Here is a 15,348-nt window from a genome sequence, read left to right on the forward strand (position 1 = left end):
GTCAATACGTAGATATTCGCATTTAATTATTTGATATCACCTGTAGGAGAGCAGTCGAAAACCACCCGGGAAGAACGAAAGTCACCCGATCTCGAGCAGGGCCGCGGCATTGCCGTAACAGACCGCTCGCAGCCACTCGTCGCCGAGATCGAGGCGTTCCAAGGCTGCGACGGCGTGGTGATACGGGTGGGGGATGTTCGGGAAATCGCTACCGAACAGGATCCGTTCGCCCAGGTCGCGCAGTCGAGGTCGATCGGCAACCGGGAAGGGGTCGTCCTCCTCGATGAAATCGGTGAACGCCATGGTGGTATCGAACAGTACATTCCGATACCGCTCGGCCAGGTCGAAGAACTCCGCGTACTCCGGCATACCCATATGCGCCACGATCAGGCGCAACCCCGGGAATCGCCGGAGTACTTCGGAAATCGGTCCCGGGCCGGTGAATCGTCCGTGCGCCGGACCGGATCCGCAGTGCGCGATCACCGGCACACCCGCGTCCGCCAACGCTCCCCATACCGGGTCGAGTAGTGGATCCCGTGGATCGTAGTCGCCGACCTGGATATGTGCTTTGAAGATCCGCGCGCCTCCGGCCAGTGCCGCGTCCACATAGGCCGCCGCCTCCGGTTCCGGATAGAAGGTTGCGGTGTGCAGGCAGTCGGGTACGCGGGCGGCGAACTCGGCGGTCCATTCGTTGAGCCATTCCGCCATCCGCGGTTTGTGCGGATACACCAGCGAGGTGAAAGCGCGGACACCGAAGCCGCGCAGTGTTTTCAGGCGCACGGCTTCGTCGTCCCGGTAGGTGATCGGCCATGGTCGCCCGGTCAGGGGGCCTGCGGAATCGAAATACGCCCACACCTTGCGCATCACTCGTTCGGGCATGAAATGCGTGTGCACATCGATGATTCCGGGCAGGCCCAGGCGTCGACACAAATCGGTCGAATACTCGTGGTCGTCGCTCATCGTGTTTGCCCTGTTCGTGCCGGATCGGGTGTGTCGGTCGCGGGGTGGGCCCGATTCGCCGCGTTCGGCGTGGGTGGGCATGTTTCGCGGGGGTGCGGGTCGGGTGTTTCGGGAGGGTAGAGGGCGCGGGCGAAATCGCCGATCCGGGTGATCATCCGGTCGAAGAAGAGTTCCGGGTCGGTTCCCACCACGATCTCGGCATTGGGTTCACGGCCCCACATGCCGGCCCAGTCCGCGACGGTGGTGGCCCGGGTGATCGTACCGGCCAGTTCGACGTCCACCGTGGCGGGACGGGTGCGGGCCAGCGTCGGGTCGAGGGCGACCGCCGCGGCGAACGGGTCGTGCATATGCGCCAGATAGCCCAGATCGTAGGAGTGGTGGAAATCGAAGTAGAACCGCACCGCATCGGTCAGATGCCGCACGATGGGGTTGCTCGCCGCCGATCGGGTGTGCGGGGGGCAGTCGGGGGACAGTATCTCGTGGGGGACGCTACCCGCGCGCCGAGCGAGCCGGAGTAGATGCTCGGGGCGCATTTCGATGGTTTCGGTGATGTCGAGGGCACAGATAAGCGGTCGCCGATCCGCCGGCGCCGCGGAGAAGGCATCGAAGACCTCTTTCGCCGCCTCGGGATCCACGTGCACATTCCACTCGTTGGTGGGGGTGGTGTTGCCGGGGTGGTTGAAGGCTCCGCCCATGATGACCAGTCGGCGCAGCAGCTGTGGTAGCCGCGGTTCCTCCCGGAGCGCGAGTGCGAGGTTGGTGAGCGGGCCGGTGCACAGGCCGATGATCTGTCCTGGGCGTTCCCGGGCCAGCTCCACCCACATACGGGCCGCGGATCGGGTCGATACCCGCCGCGTCGGTGTCGGGAGTTCCGCGTACCCGACGCCGTGAGGCCCATGGGTGTCCTCGGTGGTGCGCAGGGGGACCTCCAGTGGTCGGGCCGCTCCCAACGTCACCTCGATCTCGGGTGCCCGGCACAGTTCGAGCCACGCCAGGTTGTTCACCGCGACCTGGGCCGCGCCCACATTTCCCGCGGTGGACGCTATTGCAAGGATCTCGGCCTCCGGGCTCGCCAGGAGGTAGAGCAGGGCCAGGGAATCGTCCACCCCGGTATCGACGTCCACGATGATCTGTCGGCGCACTCCGCGAGCCTATCCATCGGCCCGGGGGCGGGGGCACCGGCCGGTGGTCATCCCCGGGTGGGCCAGTGGTGCTCGGTGGCGGGGGAGTGCCGGATCGGTCGGGGATCCGGCTCGTTCACCTCGGTGATCCCCAGATGTAGCAGCATCCCCACCGTGATCAGGCTGACGGTCACGATCAGCGGCGTCAGCAGTTGCGCCGCGCCGGCGCCCGACGGGACGTGCGCGTGGCCGCTGGGTTGGGCGTGCATGGCGAACATGCCGGTGTAGTGCATTCCGGCGACCGCGACCCCCATGACCGCCGCTGCTCCGATGGTGGCGAGTGTGCCACGCACGTGCAGGGTGAACCAGAGCGCGGTGATCGATGCGGCCACGGCGATCACCAGCGAGAGGACCACGAGCGACCCGTCGTAACCGATGATGGCGTCGGTTTTCATGGCGTACATGCCGGAGTAGTGCATGACGCCTACGCCCGCCCCGGCAATGGTGCCGCCGAGCAGAAGTGCGGAGCCGCCGAGTGCGCGTTGTTGGGTCAGGGCCAGCCCCACCCACACCACGAGCATGGCGACGATCGCGCTGAAGATGGTGACGGGTACGTCGTAGCGGATCGATGCCCCGTGGATTCGGAAGCCGAGCATCGCCACGAAGTGCATGACCCAGATGCCGGTGCCGCCGATGGCGACCGCGGCGGCGATGAGCCATCCGTTGCGCGCGGATCCGTCCCGGACACGCGCCATGCAGCGTAGACCGAGCAACGATCCGGTGAACGACATAACGTAGGCGACCGCGGGTGTCAGCAACCCGTAACTGAAGTGGTCGATCTCCAGCACGTGACCTCCAAGCCTGCTGGATGCTCGCTCGTCGAGGGGAGACGAAAGCATCTCGAAATAATGAACATGCAGCTAGTGAATTTAGAGTAGATAACTTGTTGAAAACAAGAGGTTGACAGAAACGGTAACGCCTCACTTGTGATCCGGGTGGTCCTCTTTCCGGCGCGACCGAGTTCTGTTTCGAGATTCGGGCGGTGGGCTATCGATTCGCACACCTACCGCAACCCGCTCGACGAGAGTCGTTGGACTCGGGCGTATTTCCCGTCGACCGCAATTCCGGGGGAAGTCCTGTCGGCCGGGAAGCCTCGGTGTCCGGGCCCGATCCCGGACAGGCCCGAGTCCGAAAAGTCGCTGCCGGCCGAATCGTCGACCGTGGCCCCCGAATCCGCGGTGACAGCGGTGACCCGCGCGTTCCCGATGCGGATACCGAGCGCCGTGACCTCACCTAACGGGAAGTCGAAATGCCGAGAGTTCGGGCGTTTTCGTTCCGACGGGAGGTCGGTACCCGATTCGGCCGGCGGTCGGTCTGGACGACAGATGCCGAAGCTCGGTCCTCGGCGGTATCCGGAGGTGGGGCCGCAGGTGTGAGTCGCGCACAGTGGGTAGGCCCCGGGTATGGACCACACACGAGCTCCTGTCCTCGACGCGCTCGCCGAATATCACCGTCTCGGCCGGTACGGGTTCACGCCGCCGGGACATCGGCAGGGGCGTGGGGCCGACCCCCGGGTCCGCGCGGTAGTGGGTATCGATCCGTTCCGTGCAGACGTGCTGATGAGCCCGGGCCTCGACGACCGGCTCTCCCGCGGTGGGTGTCTCGCCGAAGCCGAAGCGCTCATGGCGGACGCGGTGGGCGCCGACGCCGCGTTCTTCTCCACCTGCGGCAGTTCCCTGTCGGTGAAGGCGGCGATGTTGGCCGTGGCCGGCGGATGCGACGGCGGGCTGCTCGTACCCCGCGACAGCCACAAATCCATTGTGGCCGGGCTGATCTTCTCCGGGGTGCCCCCGCGCTGGATCGCCCCTCGCTGGGACGCCGAACGCCATATGTCACACCCGCCGTCACCCGACGAGGTGCGGCGTGTATGGGACGAATGCCCCGATGCGGCGGGTGCGTTGATCGTCAGCCCCAGCCCGTACGGTACCTGTGCGGACCTCGCCGGAATTGCCGAGGTGTGCCATGAACGGGGTAAACCCCTGATCGTGGACGAGGCGTGGGGTGCGCATCTGCCGTTCCACGACGAGCTGCCGACCTGGGCGATGGATGTGGGCGCCGATGTGTGCGTGGTCAGTGTGCACAAGATGGGCGCCGGATTCGAACAGGGGTCGGTATTCCACGCACAGGGTGATCTGATCGACCGCGCTCGGCTCAGCGCGTGCGCCGACCTGCTGATGACGACCAGCCCGAGCGTGCCCATCTACGCAGCGCTGGACGGATGGCGACGGCAGATGGTCGAACACGGCGAGGCCCTGCTCGACGCGGCCCTACACAGGGCGCGATGGGCCCGTACCGCCCTGGCCGAGATCGACGGTATCGAGGTGCTCGACGATGTGTTGCTCGGCGCGGAGGCCTCGCACGACCTGGATCGGTTGCAGGTGTTGTTGGACCTGCACGAGACCGGAGTGACGGGATACGAGGCGGCCGACTGGTTGCGGACCCGATGCGCAATCGATATGGGGCTCAGCGACCACCGCAGAATTCTGGCGACGTTGTCCCTGGCCGATGACGACGAAACCATCGACACCCTGATCGCGGCCGTGACCGCCTGGCGGGAGCAGATCGCTGGTAGTGCGGCGCCGCCGATCCGGTTGCCCGATCCGGGGGAGATCCAGCTGGAGACGGTGATGCTGCCACGTGACGCCTTCTTCGGGCCCGTCGAATCGATTCCGATATCGGAGTCGGTGGGGCGGATCGCTGCCGAACAGCTCACCCCGTATCCCCCTGGTATTCCGGTGGCCCTACCGGGGGAGCGTATTGATGCCGCCGTGATGGAGTATCTGCGTTCGGGGGTGGCGGCGGGAATGAATGTGCCGGATGCCGCCGATCCGACACTGGACACCATCAGGGTGGTCGCTCGGTCTCGCTGAATCCCACCGCTTCGTCCGGGGCTCGTCTCCGATCGGATCGGGCGGTGGGCAGGGCCGTGGCCTGTGGGTGCCCTGGTCGCTCTCGGTCTCGGCGGTGTTTCGGGTGCGGTTCCCGGGGTAGGACGCAGGTGGTTCCCGCTCCGAACGGAGCGATGAATCCGTGCGGACAGGAGGTCTCGATGGTTTCGAAGGATGCGATCGCCCAGCTTCGGCAGGACATCACCACGGCATCCGATGCGGGGGACGAGCCGACGGCCCGGAAACTACGCGCCGAACTCGAGGAGGCCTTGCGCGCCGCGCGTGACGAGGACGAAAACCGCGGCGAATAATCCCCACGGGCGGGGGTGATCGCCTCGCCGGACGAGAGAAGTTCCGGAGTTCGGGCAGCGACACGACCCGGGAACCGACATCGGAAACGATGCGGGACGATACAAGTATGAAGAGCACGCTGATATCGGTACGGACGGGCCACAGCGACAGCGTCGTCGATATCACTGCCCAGTGTGCGTCGTTCGTGCGCGACATCGGCGGTGACGGACTGTTGCACGTCTTCGTGCCGCATGCCACCGCGGGGGTGGCGGTGATGGAATTGGGGGCGCGTAGTGACGAGGATCTGTTGGCGGCGCTGCGAGAGCTCCTACCTGCCGACGACCGGTGGCGCCATGCCCACGGTTCCCGAGGTCATGGGCGCTCCCATGTGATGCCCGCGCTGATCGCGCCCTACGCGACGGTCCCGGTGCTCGACGGATCGTTGGCGCTGGGCACCTGGCAATCGATCGCCCTCGTGGACGTGAATGTCGACAATCCGGATCGGCAGGTACGGTTGTCGTTTCTTGCCGATGCCGGGTGATCACCGCCGATACCGTCTGCCGTTGCGGTGATATCGGCGCATCCCATCGCGTATTCCGTTGGGCGGACTACTGTCGGAGCATGATGAGCACCAACGAAACCGAGTCGTCTTTCCATTGGGACGAGACCGTCGAGCGTCCCGGCGGCGCATCGGCGCAGGACGAGTCGACGCAGCTATTGGTGGAGGTGCTCGATCTGCAGGCACAGCTGTCGAGTATTCGGCGGATGCGTCGGTGGGGACACGATGCCCTGGCCGTCCGCTCGGGGGAGCGGGTGCTGGATGTCGGCTCCGGGACCGGCAGCGAGGTGCTCGAGTTCGCCGAACGGGTCGGTGCCTCGGGTGAGGCGGTCGGGGTGGACCCGAATCCGGCGATGCTCACCGTGGCGCGGGAGCGGGTCGAGAAGCTCGGGGCGAGCGCTCGTTTCGTCGAGGGCACGGTCTACCGACTGCCGTTCCCGGATGATTCTTTCGACGCGGTGCGGTGTGAGCGCGTATTCCAGCATCTCGACGATCCGGTGGCGGCGACGGCCGAGATCGCGCGGGTACTGCGGCCGGGAGGTCGGGTACTGCTGGTCGACAGCGATTGGCGTACCACGATCGTCCACCCGGGTGATCCGGAGATCATCGACCGGCTGACCACGGCAATGCTGTCGGAAACCCCGAACCCCACCTCCGGGCGGCGGTTGCGGGGGTGGCTCACCGCGGCCGGGTTCGTGATCGACGATATGGGATCGGAAGCGGTGATCTGGGACGAGTCCATCGCTGTGGTCATGGCTGCGGCGATGGGGAAGCGGGCCGTGGCGCGGGGTGTGCTCACCGAGGAAGAACGGGCCCGACTCGCCGCCGACCTGGAGGCGGGTATCACCTCGGGTGATTTCCATGTTTCGGTGACCATGTTCGCGGTACTCGCCCACCTCGGAGAGTGACATCCGCCGGCCCGATCGTTTCTGAGAGAGTCTCGTTCGGATCTTCTCGAGATGTGGTTCCGCGCGCGAAGATGGGGTATGGCCGCGAGCACCTCCGATACCAGTCCCCGCACCGAGTCCCGAAATCTGTTGCGGACCTGTCCGCTGTGTGAGGCCGTCTGCGGGCTCGAATTGACCCTGGACGCCGACGACCATGTCACGGCCGTGCGAGGTGATCGCGCAGACCCGTTCAGCGCAGGATTCATCTGCCCGAAGGGCGCGAGTCTGGGATACCTCGACGAGGATCCCGACCGAGTGACCGAACCGCTGATTCGCGACCGCGCGACCGGCGCCTGGCGCGCCGTGTCCTGGGACGAGGCGTTCGATGTGATCGCCGAGCGTATTCCGGCCATCACGGCCGCCCACGGTAATCGGGCCGTCGCCTTGTATCTGGGCAATCCCACCGCGCACACCGTGGCCGGCGCGTTGTATGTCCCGGCGCTGATCCGCGCGTTGGGCACCGAGAATCTGTTTACGGCCAGTACCGCCGACCAGATGCCCAAACAGGTGGCCTGCGGGCTGATGTTCGGCGATCCTCTCGCGGTGCCGGTGCCCGATCTCGACCGCACCGATTATCTGCTGATGTTGGGGGCCAATCCGCTCGAATCCAACGGTTCGCTGTGCACCGCACCGAATTTCCCGGGCCGACTGAAGGCGCTGCGCGCTCGTGGCGGTCGACTCGTGGTGGTGGACCCGCGTCGTACCCGCACCGCCGAGATCGCCGACGAGCATTTGTTCGTCCGCCCGGGCAGTGATGCCTACTTGCTGTTCGGGATCGTGCGCACCCTGTTCGCCGAGGGGTTGGTCGATACCCGGGTGGAAACCACCGGTATCGACGAATTGCGATCAGTGGCAATGGATTTCACCCCGGATACGGTGGCGCGGCGAACCGGTGTGCCCGCCGGGACGGTGGTGCGGTTGGCCCGGGAGCTGGCGGCGGCGCCGACCGCGGCCGTCTACGCCCGAATCGGTACCTGCACCGCCGAATTCGGCACCCTCACCCAATGGTTGGTGGAGGTGATCAACGTTCTCACCGGCAATCTGGACGCGCCGGGTGGGGCGATGTTCGCGACTGCGGCCGCCCAGGGCATCGTGCGGACCAAACCGTTCCGCCCCGGTCGTCGACGTTCCCGCGTTCGCGGATTGCCCGAGGCCATGGGCGAGTTACCGGTGGCCACACTCGTCGACGAGATCGTCACCCCCGGTGCGGGACAGGTGCGCGCACTGGTGACCGTGGCGGGTAATCCGGTGCTGTCGGCGCCCAACGGGGCTCGGCTCGATACCGCGTTCGCCGAGCTCGAGTTCATGGTTAGTGTGGACCGCTATATCAACGAGACCACCAGGCACGCCGATGTGATCCTGCCGCCACCGCGTTTGCTGCAGTCCCCACACTACGACTTCGCGCTGCTGCGGTTCGCCGTGCGCAACTACGCGCGCTATTCCCGTCCGCTGGTGCCGCTCGGTGACCGGCCGTCGGAATCGGCGGTGATCGCGCGATTGGCAGCGGCGGTGTCCGGTCGGCCGCACCGCGTCGACGAGGGATACGATCCCGTGGCGGCGCTCGACGAGATGGTGATCGCCGGAATGCTGCACAGGGCGGGTCTGGAGGAACGCCGACCCGAACTGATCGGCGAGAACAGCACCGAGCAGCGTATCGACCTGATGCTGCGTCTCGGGCCGTACGGCGAATGGAACGGCGGCACCCTGAGTTTGCGGACGCTGTTGGACAATCCGCACGGTGTCGATCTCGGTCCGCTGCGGTCTCGGCTCCCGGAGATCCTGCGCACCGCGTCCGGCAAGGTGGATTTGGCGCCGCCGCAGCTGCTGGCCGATGTGGCCCGGTTACAGGAGGTGCTGTCGACGCCGGCTCCCGAGGTGGTGTTGATCGGACGCCGTCATCTGCGGTCCAACAACAGTTGGATGCACAATGTGCCGCGGTTGGTGAGTGGGACGAATCGCTGCACCCTGCATATCCATCCCGACGATGTGGCGCGGTGGGGTCTCGGTGACCGAGCGATCGTGAAATCGGCCACCGGATCGCTCGTTGTCCCCCTGGAGCCCACCGAGGCGATCATGCCCGGAGTGGTGAGTCTGCCGCACGGGTGGGGCCATGGTGACAGCGGGCAACGGGTGGCGCGGGAACACGCGGGGGCGAACGTCAATATTCTCACCGACGATTCGGTGCTGGATGTGCCCTCGGGGAATGCCGTCTTCAACGGCGTTCCGGTCACGCTTCTGCCCGCATGATCCCGCGGTTCGACGAACGTGATCGACGAATAGTCGTATCGTCGATCACGGTTCGGCCGCCTACGCCGTTCGTCGTCGGAACGAATGGCCCCGGTAGGCTCGGCTCGGCGCGGCCGCCGGTCCGGTCTCGCCGGACAGCGAGTGGGCCTCAGCGGCGGCGTAATTCGAAGATCCGGAACTCGCGCCCACCCGCCATTTCTTCCTCGACCCGGTAGCCCGGCCAGTATTCGACCGCCTCATCCCAGGCGCGGTCTCGCTCGGGGCCGGTGAGTTCGACGGCGCGCACCGGGAAGGTTTCACCGCGTAGCCGCACCGTCGCGGTTCCGGCCGCGCGCAGGTTGGTCGACCAGACAGGATGCTGTGCGTTGCCCCAGTTGGAGCCGATGATCAGGAAGTTCTCGCCGTGGGGTACATACAGCAGTGAGGTCTCCCGTGGTAGCCCGGTCCTTCGACCGACCACGGTGAGCCGCAGCGACGGTAGTCCGGCAAGGTCGAGTACCCCGAATCGCTTTCCGCTGAGCGCGCGGATCAATCGTTCGGTCGGTAACACCAGGGGCGCCATGCGCATCATCCAGCGTTGCCGGCCGAGCCATCGGGCCGGCGGCGTCAAGGGGTTGGGCGACATCGTGCCATCGTCGCAGACGCTCCGCGGCGGTGAATGAGGCCGTACCCTGTCGACCCGACGGGGTCACGGTACTGATCCGGCTGCGACACGTCCCATCGAGACGGCGGGGTCCTGCGGTCTTCGTGGGATCGCCCGCCACGGGCGCTCGGAGCCGACGACGCAGTTTGCCGGTGGCGTTGCGGGTCGGTTCATCGACGATGACGACATCACAGGGCACCTTGTGACGGGCCAGGTGGGATCTGACGTAGTCCTTGATCTCCGTGTCGTCGCGACCGTCGGTGTAGCCCCTGGAAACTCGGGCTGTGTCGGACACGACGATCGTGCCCACCACACCGAGTGTGGTGATCCGGTTGCGGTTCTCGTCGTAGATCGCGATATGACACCCGACCGGTGGCTTGCGGAAGAGATGACCCGCAGCGACGAGGCGTCGTACTCGGCGAGCGCTTCCGGACCGAGGTCGAAAAGAGGATAGTGGTGTTGCCGTCCGGTATTCGGAGCCAAGGTGTGGGTTTCGGGCCAATGGTCGGCAGGTTGATCTGTGCGTGGTTTCGGATTGTGAGTTTCAAGGGGACGGGTGAGTGGTCCGGGCCTGCCGGGGCGAACGGCCTGGCGGAGATCGCTCGAGAGGCTGCCACTCGGGTTGTGCGAGCATTGACCACCGGTATCTCGGATGCGGGCGGCAAACAGCGAGGACTGATCGGCGAGACCCGCGCATCGGCGGGCATGCTCCTTCGCACGGAACGTGATGCGGCGATACCGGTCGATAGGTCCGCGCGAGCGTTGATCGGCAACGATGAGGTCTACGGAGGGCGCCGGGAAGACACCTATACCGAATGGTTCCGTGAACTCCACGAGCGCGGAGTGGATACCGACCAAGTGATGTCGGACCTGGGAAAACTATGGGATTACCTGCGCCACGACCCGAAATGGGAGATCGAGGAACCCGAGGCCGCCAACACGGGGCAAAACGCCGCCTTCTCGGTTCGGATGCTCGCCGACCACGGCTGCGATACCTCGCTCATCGGGGTGTGTACCCCGTTCCACGCACGCCGGGTATGGGCGACGGTCATGAAGCAGGGTTTTGCCGACGTGAACGGCAAGCGTGTGTCGGTCGATCATGTCGCCATGGCCACCGCGGATGTCTCCCTGGAGAATTACATGAAGTACGGCAACCGGCCCGATGCCGATACAGCGCCTCATCCGAAATCGATCGTCGCGGTCACCATGGGAGAGATCAAACGCCTCGACGAGTACCCCGATGAAGGTCATATAGTCCGGCAGGATATCCCCGGCGAGGTCCGCGACGCCTACAACCGATTCGGTGAAATCTTCCGGCCTGCCGAGCGCCGATACCGACCACCGACTGCACATGCGCACGGATGCAGGTCGCGGATAAATCGACGTGACGGCCGACCTTTCAGCTCGGTACCGCTTCCGCCCTGCGGTCGCTCATCCGCGTGTTCTCTCGTGTCGTCGCCAGGGGGCGAGGATCGATTCCGAGGAGGTTCTGCGGTGCGGTGCGGGTTCGGGTGTCGACCTGCGCGATCGGGTGGGGGACGGGAGGGTGGGGACCAGGACGGTCGTGTGCCACCGATGCGGTTCCCACATCTTCACCGGTAGGTTTCGGCATACTCGCAGCCGGCCGGCCGCGGCGAGGGCTATCACCAGTCCGGTGCGTTCGAGCGCCCGACGGGATTCGTCGGTCATCGTCCCGGAAACCCGCACCACCCCCGGGCCCGGACCGGAACCGATGGTCGCGGGTACTCGCACGGTCAATGGCGCCGAGGTCCAGGCGGTGGGCTCCTCGCGATCCTCGGCGATATAGGTGCGGGGCGCGTGTTCGGTCCCGAATGGGAGTGCGTCCAATACACGGTCGACGGTCGGAAGATCGTAGAGCTCCCAGAATCCCGCGGACAGCCATGAGACGACCGGCAGTTCGATAATCCGGTTGCCGTGCCCGATCGTCGGGGATGCAATATTGACCAGGGTTATTTCCACGTCGGGCATGGCGATCCTCGGATGATCCGGATTGGTGGTGGTCGTCTGCGGTTACCGGCGGGCATCCGGGTTGCGAGCCGTGTGCCGGCCTCACCGGGCCGAGGCCGAGGCACGGCCTGCGGTGGTGGCAGCGTGGCCGTAGGGGACGGCGTCGAGGAGGGTGACCTGCACCGTGGCGCCATTGGGTACCCGGTAGGTACGTTGTTCGCCGCGGCGTGCCCCGATCAGGGCGGATCCGAGCGGTGATTCCGGGGAGTAGACCTCCAGGTCGTCGTACTCGACCTCACGGGCGCCGAGGAGGAAGGTTTCGGTGTCGTCGGTGTCGTTGTAGCGAACGGTGAGCACCATGCCGGGTTCGGCGATGCCGTCGTCGGGTGGATCCTGGCCGACCACCGCGTTGCTCAACAGATCTCGAATCTGGTGAATACGCGCTCTGCGCCGATGGCGAGTGGCGGCCTCGTATTCCTGGTCGGGAGTTTCGCGGTCATCGGGTGTATCGGAAGCGAGCAGATGGGTGAGCTCGGCCTGGAGTTGTTCGTAGGCCTGCGCGGTCAGCCATACGGGCGTGCTGCCGGTCATATCGGTCCTCCAGGAATTCGATCGGAAGGGAGACGTCCGCCGTCAGGGCGGTCGGGGAGAAGAGGGCGACCGCCCTGACGGCAGAACTTCGGGAAGCCGGGTCGACGTCACCGGCTCCACGAATCGGGGAATGGTTTCGGGTTCAGCCGGGTATCGCGCTTTCCGTCGGATACCCTGCCGCGCGTTCGCGGTCGAGCCGACGCGCTGCGCGTGTCATGGTCACCTCCACCGTCGAACGAACTGCTGTCTCCGTCATGATGGCCCGCGGAATGCCGCCGCGCTTGTTCGATCGATACAGCTTTTCCCCCGACGCCTGTGCATTCTCCACAAGTGTTGTTCAATCGCTGTCGGGGTTGTCGAGGATCGCCAAATCGATCGTCATCGCCAGGCGTTTGCGAACATCGTCCACCTCGAGAGTGGTCACCTCGCGCATCCTGCGCATTCGGTTGCGCACGGTGTTCGGATGTACACCGAGTCGATCGGCGGCCACGGTGAGATCGCCCTGCGCGTCGAGCCAGGCCCGCAATGTCGCGACGAATGCCGTGGCATGGGTGCGGTCGTATCGGCGTAGCTCGGCGACCGGTCCGCGCGACGGCACCCGACCGGTGCTCGCTGCCGCCCGTAACCGTTGCAGCAATATCTCATCCCAGGATTCCTCGTACGCCGGCGGTGCGCTGTCCGTCGGCCGGCGTTCGTTCAGGGCCAGGCACTCGTCTGCCTCCTGGCGGGAAGCGGGAAGTTCTGTGGCCGAAGCCGCTCCGCCGATCCCGGCCGCCACCACCGTCCGCGGCGGTAGCGCGGCCCGCAGCGCCGCCACCCATTCCCGGGCCGCGTGGACCTGCTCACCGGGCAGGATCGTATAGACGGTGTTGTCCGACAGGGCGCTGCGTCCCGGACGTGACCAGCCGAAGCCGATGGTGGCCTGTTCGAAGGCGAGGAGTAGGCCGGTATGTCGCTTCCCCGACAGCTGCGCGCGCACCGCGACCACCCGCAACGGTCCCGGTGCCAATCCGAGCCGGCCGACCACGGTCGTGGCGTCGGGGGTACCCTCCAGGAGTCGGAGCACCAGCTCGGACTCCACCTGTCGTTCCAGATCCGCGCTCGCCCGGGATCGAAGCAGATGCAGGGCCACCGTCTGCGCGCCCTCGAGCAGCGCACGCCGCCGTGTCCCCGCCAACGGGGCCGCGCAGGTCACCCAGACGGAACCGAGGAGCTCCCGCCCCACGCGCACCGCAACCACCATTCGTCCGATGAGGCCGTATTCCTCCGCGGGCTCGACGAACAAGGGTTCCTCGGATTCGGCCAGATGCGCGTAGACTCCCCGGGCCTCCAGCAGCGTCCGCAGCGCATCGGGCACCTGTCGTCTCAGTACGATCTCCGACCGGGCCCGATCGGATTCTCCCGGTACGGCGGAGTAGGCCATCACCCGCGACAGTCGATCCTCGATGGTCACCGCGGCGCCCACCGCGGCCGCCAGGCTGTCCGCCAGGGCGAACAGGTCCGTGGGGCCACGCCCGGAGGCGGTTTCCCGCCCTTCCAGAACCAGCCCGTACACCACCCCCGCGACCTGGCTCCACGACACCGCCGGATCGATCACCAGCACCGCGACGCCGTCTTCCGGGCCGAGTTCGGCGGCCGCTCGCTCGATGTCGGCGCCACCACGTACCAGGACCGCGATCGCCCGCGCCGTTCGCGCGGCGGTCACCGCTTCGCGCACGGACCGAGCCCCCACCGCGAGGAAGATATCGCCTGTCGCGCTTTCCGAGGATGTCGCATCGAACATCGCCACACTGCGGATCGTTGTCGTCCGCGGCACCGGGCAGTAGCGCAATCGCACCCCGTACCCGCCCAATACGTTCACGAGATGGTCCAACCGCACCATGAGCCACTCCTGTCCACATCGGTTCGGCCACCGTAGCCGCCGATCCGGTATGTGCGGAGAACGCGGTCACGGTGAGCGACTCCTACCGGCCCCGATGGGCGGTGGTCACGAATTCGGGTCTCGGCGGGCGGCCCGGTTCACCCGGGTGAGAACGGCGTGGAGTTCCTCGAGCTCCTTGCGGTCGACGCCCAGTCGTTCGACCACCGCCGGCGGGATCCTCTCGGCCTCGGCGCGCAGGGCTCGTCCGGTGGGGGTGAGGTCGACGACCAGGTTGCGTTCGTCGCGGCGGTCGCGAGTGCGGGTGATGTAGTTCAGGGCCTCGAGCCGCTTGAGCAGAGGGGACAGGGTCGGGGAATCCAGTTGCAGTCGTTCGCCGATTTCCTTCACCGCCAGCGGCGCCTCACCCCACAGGGTGAGCATCACCAGATATTGGGGGTGGGTGAGTTTCAGCGGTTCCAGTAACGGGCGGTAGACGGCCAGTACGGCGCGATTGGCCAATGCCAGCGCGAAACATACCTGTCGATCCAGCCGGAGGGGGTCGTACGTCGCGGTGTCCATGCACACACTCCTCACAGGCGTCGGTCGAATACCGCGGTAACGGCTCGCGCCCGGACCGGGTTCCGGTGGGATGCTCATGAACTCTCGGTGCGGGCCGGTTGTGTACCAATAGTTAACGTACGATACATTAGTGTGCGATTGATGTCCGGTGGCGCTGCCGAATGCCCGTCCCGGGCCCACGCGGACCGAGGGGAGCTGACGATGGGTTCTCGAACGAAACCGACCTTCGGGCAAAGGATCCGCTACATCTGTGGCGCGACGCTGCCACCCGAGATGGCGGATTGGGTGCTCCACGATCTCACCGGTCCGGGAGCGACCCGTCGCTACCTGATGCGGTTCCTGATACCGGTCATCCTGCCGCTGTGCCTGTTTCTGCTACTGCCGGGGCCGCTGTGGATGCGACTGTCCATGATGGGGTTGCTGTACATACCCCTGATCTACTTCACCGTCGCGCTGCTGTACGTCTATCGACGCCATCGCCTGATCAAGCACGGTCTCGATCCCGCTCTCGCGGATGCGCGGGAACGTCGGCGCGCCGTTGAGGAACGCCTGGCCTACGAACGTCGGCACGGCAGGGCATAGGCCCTGACACGGCCCGCGGCGCGATCTTCGGCGTCGATGCGGTCGTTCGAA

Annotated in this window: 15 protein-coding genes; 6 read left to right on the top strand and 9 right to left on the bottom strand. The window is 66.2% G+C overall.

Going from position 1 to position 15,348, the window contains the following annotated elements; genetic code table 11:
- Nucleotides 1-81 precede the first annotated feature (81 nt).
- From ON32_RS10095 to ON32_RS10105, 3 genes are read right to left on the bottom strand one after another with little or no spacing between them, the layout of a single operon-like run.
- Nucleotides 82-960, bottom strand: coding sequence for an amidohydrolase family protein (locus ON32_RS10095; RefSeq protein ID WP_040790557.1), 879 nt, complete (start codon nt 958-960; stop codon nt 82-84).
- Complete coding sequence (locus ON32_RS10100; protein WP_083874278.1) at nt 957-2,102, bottom strand: nucleoside hydrolase; 1,146 nt, start codon at nt 2,100-2,102, stop codon at nt 957-959. The genes ON32_RS10095 and ON32_RS10100 overlap by 4 nt, the downstream gene beginning before the upstream one ends.
- A gap of 47 nt (nt 2,103-2,149) precedes the next feature.
- The gene (locus tag ON32_RS10105) at nt 2,150-2,980 is read right to left on the bottom strand and encodes an MHYT domain-containing protein (protein WP_245550926.1); all 831 of its coding nucleotides are present in this window, start codon (nt 2,978-2,980) and stop codon (nt 2,150-2,152) included.
- A 564-nt stretch (nt 2,981-3,544) separates the two neighbouring features.
- On the opposite strand from ON32_RS10105, the gene ON32_RS10110 reads away from it, so the two are divergent.
- From ON32_RS10110 to ON32_RS10125, 5 genes are all read left to right on the top strand, one after another.
- Complete coding sequence (locus ON32_RS10110; protein ID WP_040790559.1) at nt 3,545-5,011, top strand: aminotransferase class I/II-fold pyridoxal phosphate-dependent enzyme; 1,467 nt, start codon at nt 3,545-3,547, stop codon at nt 5,009-5,011.
- 179 nt (nt 5,012-5,190) lie between these two features.
- Nucleotides 5,191-5,340: a hypothetical protein gene (locus tag ON32_RS28785; protein ID WP_157224145.1), complete on the top strand. Its 150-nt coding sequence runs from the start codon at nt 5,191-5,193 to the stop codon at nt 5,338-5,340.
- A 107-nt stretch (nt 5,341-5,447) separates the two neighbouring features.
- Nucleotides 5,448-5,861 (top strand): secondary thiamine-phosphate synthase enzyme YjbQ, encoded by a 414-nt coding sequence (locus ON32_RS10115; protein WP_040790560.1) that lies wholly within the window; start codon nt 5,448-5,450, stop codon nt 5,859-5,861.
- Between the two features lie 83 nt (nt 5,862-5,944).
- Nucleotides 5,945-6,787: a methyltransferase domain-containing protein gene (locus tag ON32_RS10120; protein ID WP_040790659.1), complete on the top strand. Its 843-nt coding sequence runs from the start codon at nt 5,945-5,947 to the stop codon at nt 6,785-6,787.
- A 78-nt stretch (nt 6,788-6,865) separates the two neighbouring features.
- Nucleotides 6,866-9,073 (top strand): molybdopterin oxidoreductase family protein, encoded by a 2,208-nt coding sequence (locus tag ON32_RS10125; RefSeq protein ID WP_051133100.1) that lies wholly within the window; start codon nt 6,866-6,868, stop codon nt 9,071-9,073.
- A 148-nt stretch (nt 9,074-9,221) separates the two neighbouring features.
- Here the strand turns inward: ON32_RS10125 and ON32_RS10130 are convergent, their stop codons facing one another.
- From ON32_RS10130 to ON32_RS10155, 6 genes are all read right to left on the bottom strand, one after another.
- Complete coding sequence (locus ON32_RS10130; RefSeq protein WP_051133078.1) at nt 9,222-9,698, bottom strand: nitroreductase family deazaflavin-dependent oxidoreductase; 477 nt, start codon at nt 9,696-9,698, stop codon at nt 9,222-9,224.
- Between the two features lie 897 nt (nt 9,699-10,595).
- The gene (locus ON32_RS29965; protein WP_245550928.1) at nt 10,596-11,075 is read right to left on the bottom strand and encodes a hypothetical protein; all 480 of its coding nucleotides are present in this window, start codon (nt 11,073-11,075) and stop codon (nt 10,596-10,598) included.
- Nucleotides 11,076-11,147: 72 nt separating this feature from the next.
- On the bottom strand, nt 11,148-11,705 hold the full coding sequence (locus ON32_RS29970) for a hypothetical protein (protein WP_040790562.1): 558 nt from the start codon (nt 11,703-11,705) through the stop codon (nt 11,148-11,150).
- Nucleotides 11,706-11,786: 81 nt separating this feature from the next.
- Nucleotides 11,787-12,275 carry a GreA/GreB family elongation factor gene (locus ON32_RS10145; protein ID WP_040790563.1) on the bottom strand — a complete coding sequence of 163 codons (489 nt, stop codon included), beginning with the start codon at nt 12,273-12,275 and terminating at the stop codon, nt 11,787-11,789.
- 337 nt (nt 12,276-12,612) lie between these two features.
- Nucleotides 12,613-14,157 (bottom strand): PucR family transcriptional regulator, encoded by a 1,545-nt coding sequence (locus ON32_RS10150; RefSeq protein WP_040790564.1) that lies wholly within the window; start codon nt 14,155-14,157, stop codon nt 12,613-12,615.
- A 105-nt stretch (nt 14,158-14,262) separates the two neighbouring features.
- On the bottom strand, nt 14,263-14,715 hold the full coding sequence (locus ON32_RS10155; protein ID WP_040790565.1) for a MarR family winged helix-turn-helix transcriptional regulator: 453 nt from the start codon (nt 14,713-14,715) through the stop codon (nt 14,263-14,265).
- 201 nt (nt 14,716-14,916) lie between these two features.
- Between ON32_RS10155 and ON32_RS10160 the strand changes: the two genes are divergently transcribed.
- On the top strand, nt 14,917-15,297 hold the full coding sequence (locus ON32_RS10160; RefSeq protein ID WP_040790566.1) for a DUF5313 family protein: 381 nt from the start codon (nt 14,917-14,919) through the stop codon (nt 15,295-15,297).
- The last annotated feature ends 51 nt before the right edge of the window (nt 15,298-15,348 follow it).

This window comes from Nocardia paucivorans NBRC 100373 (assembly GCF_000308675.1).
In the GTDB taxonomy this organism is placed as follows: domain Bacteria; phylum Actinomycetota; class Actinomycetes; order Mycobacteriales; family Mycobacteriaceae; genus Nocardia; species Nocardia paucivorans.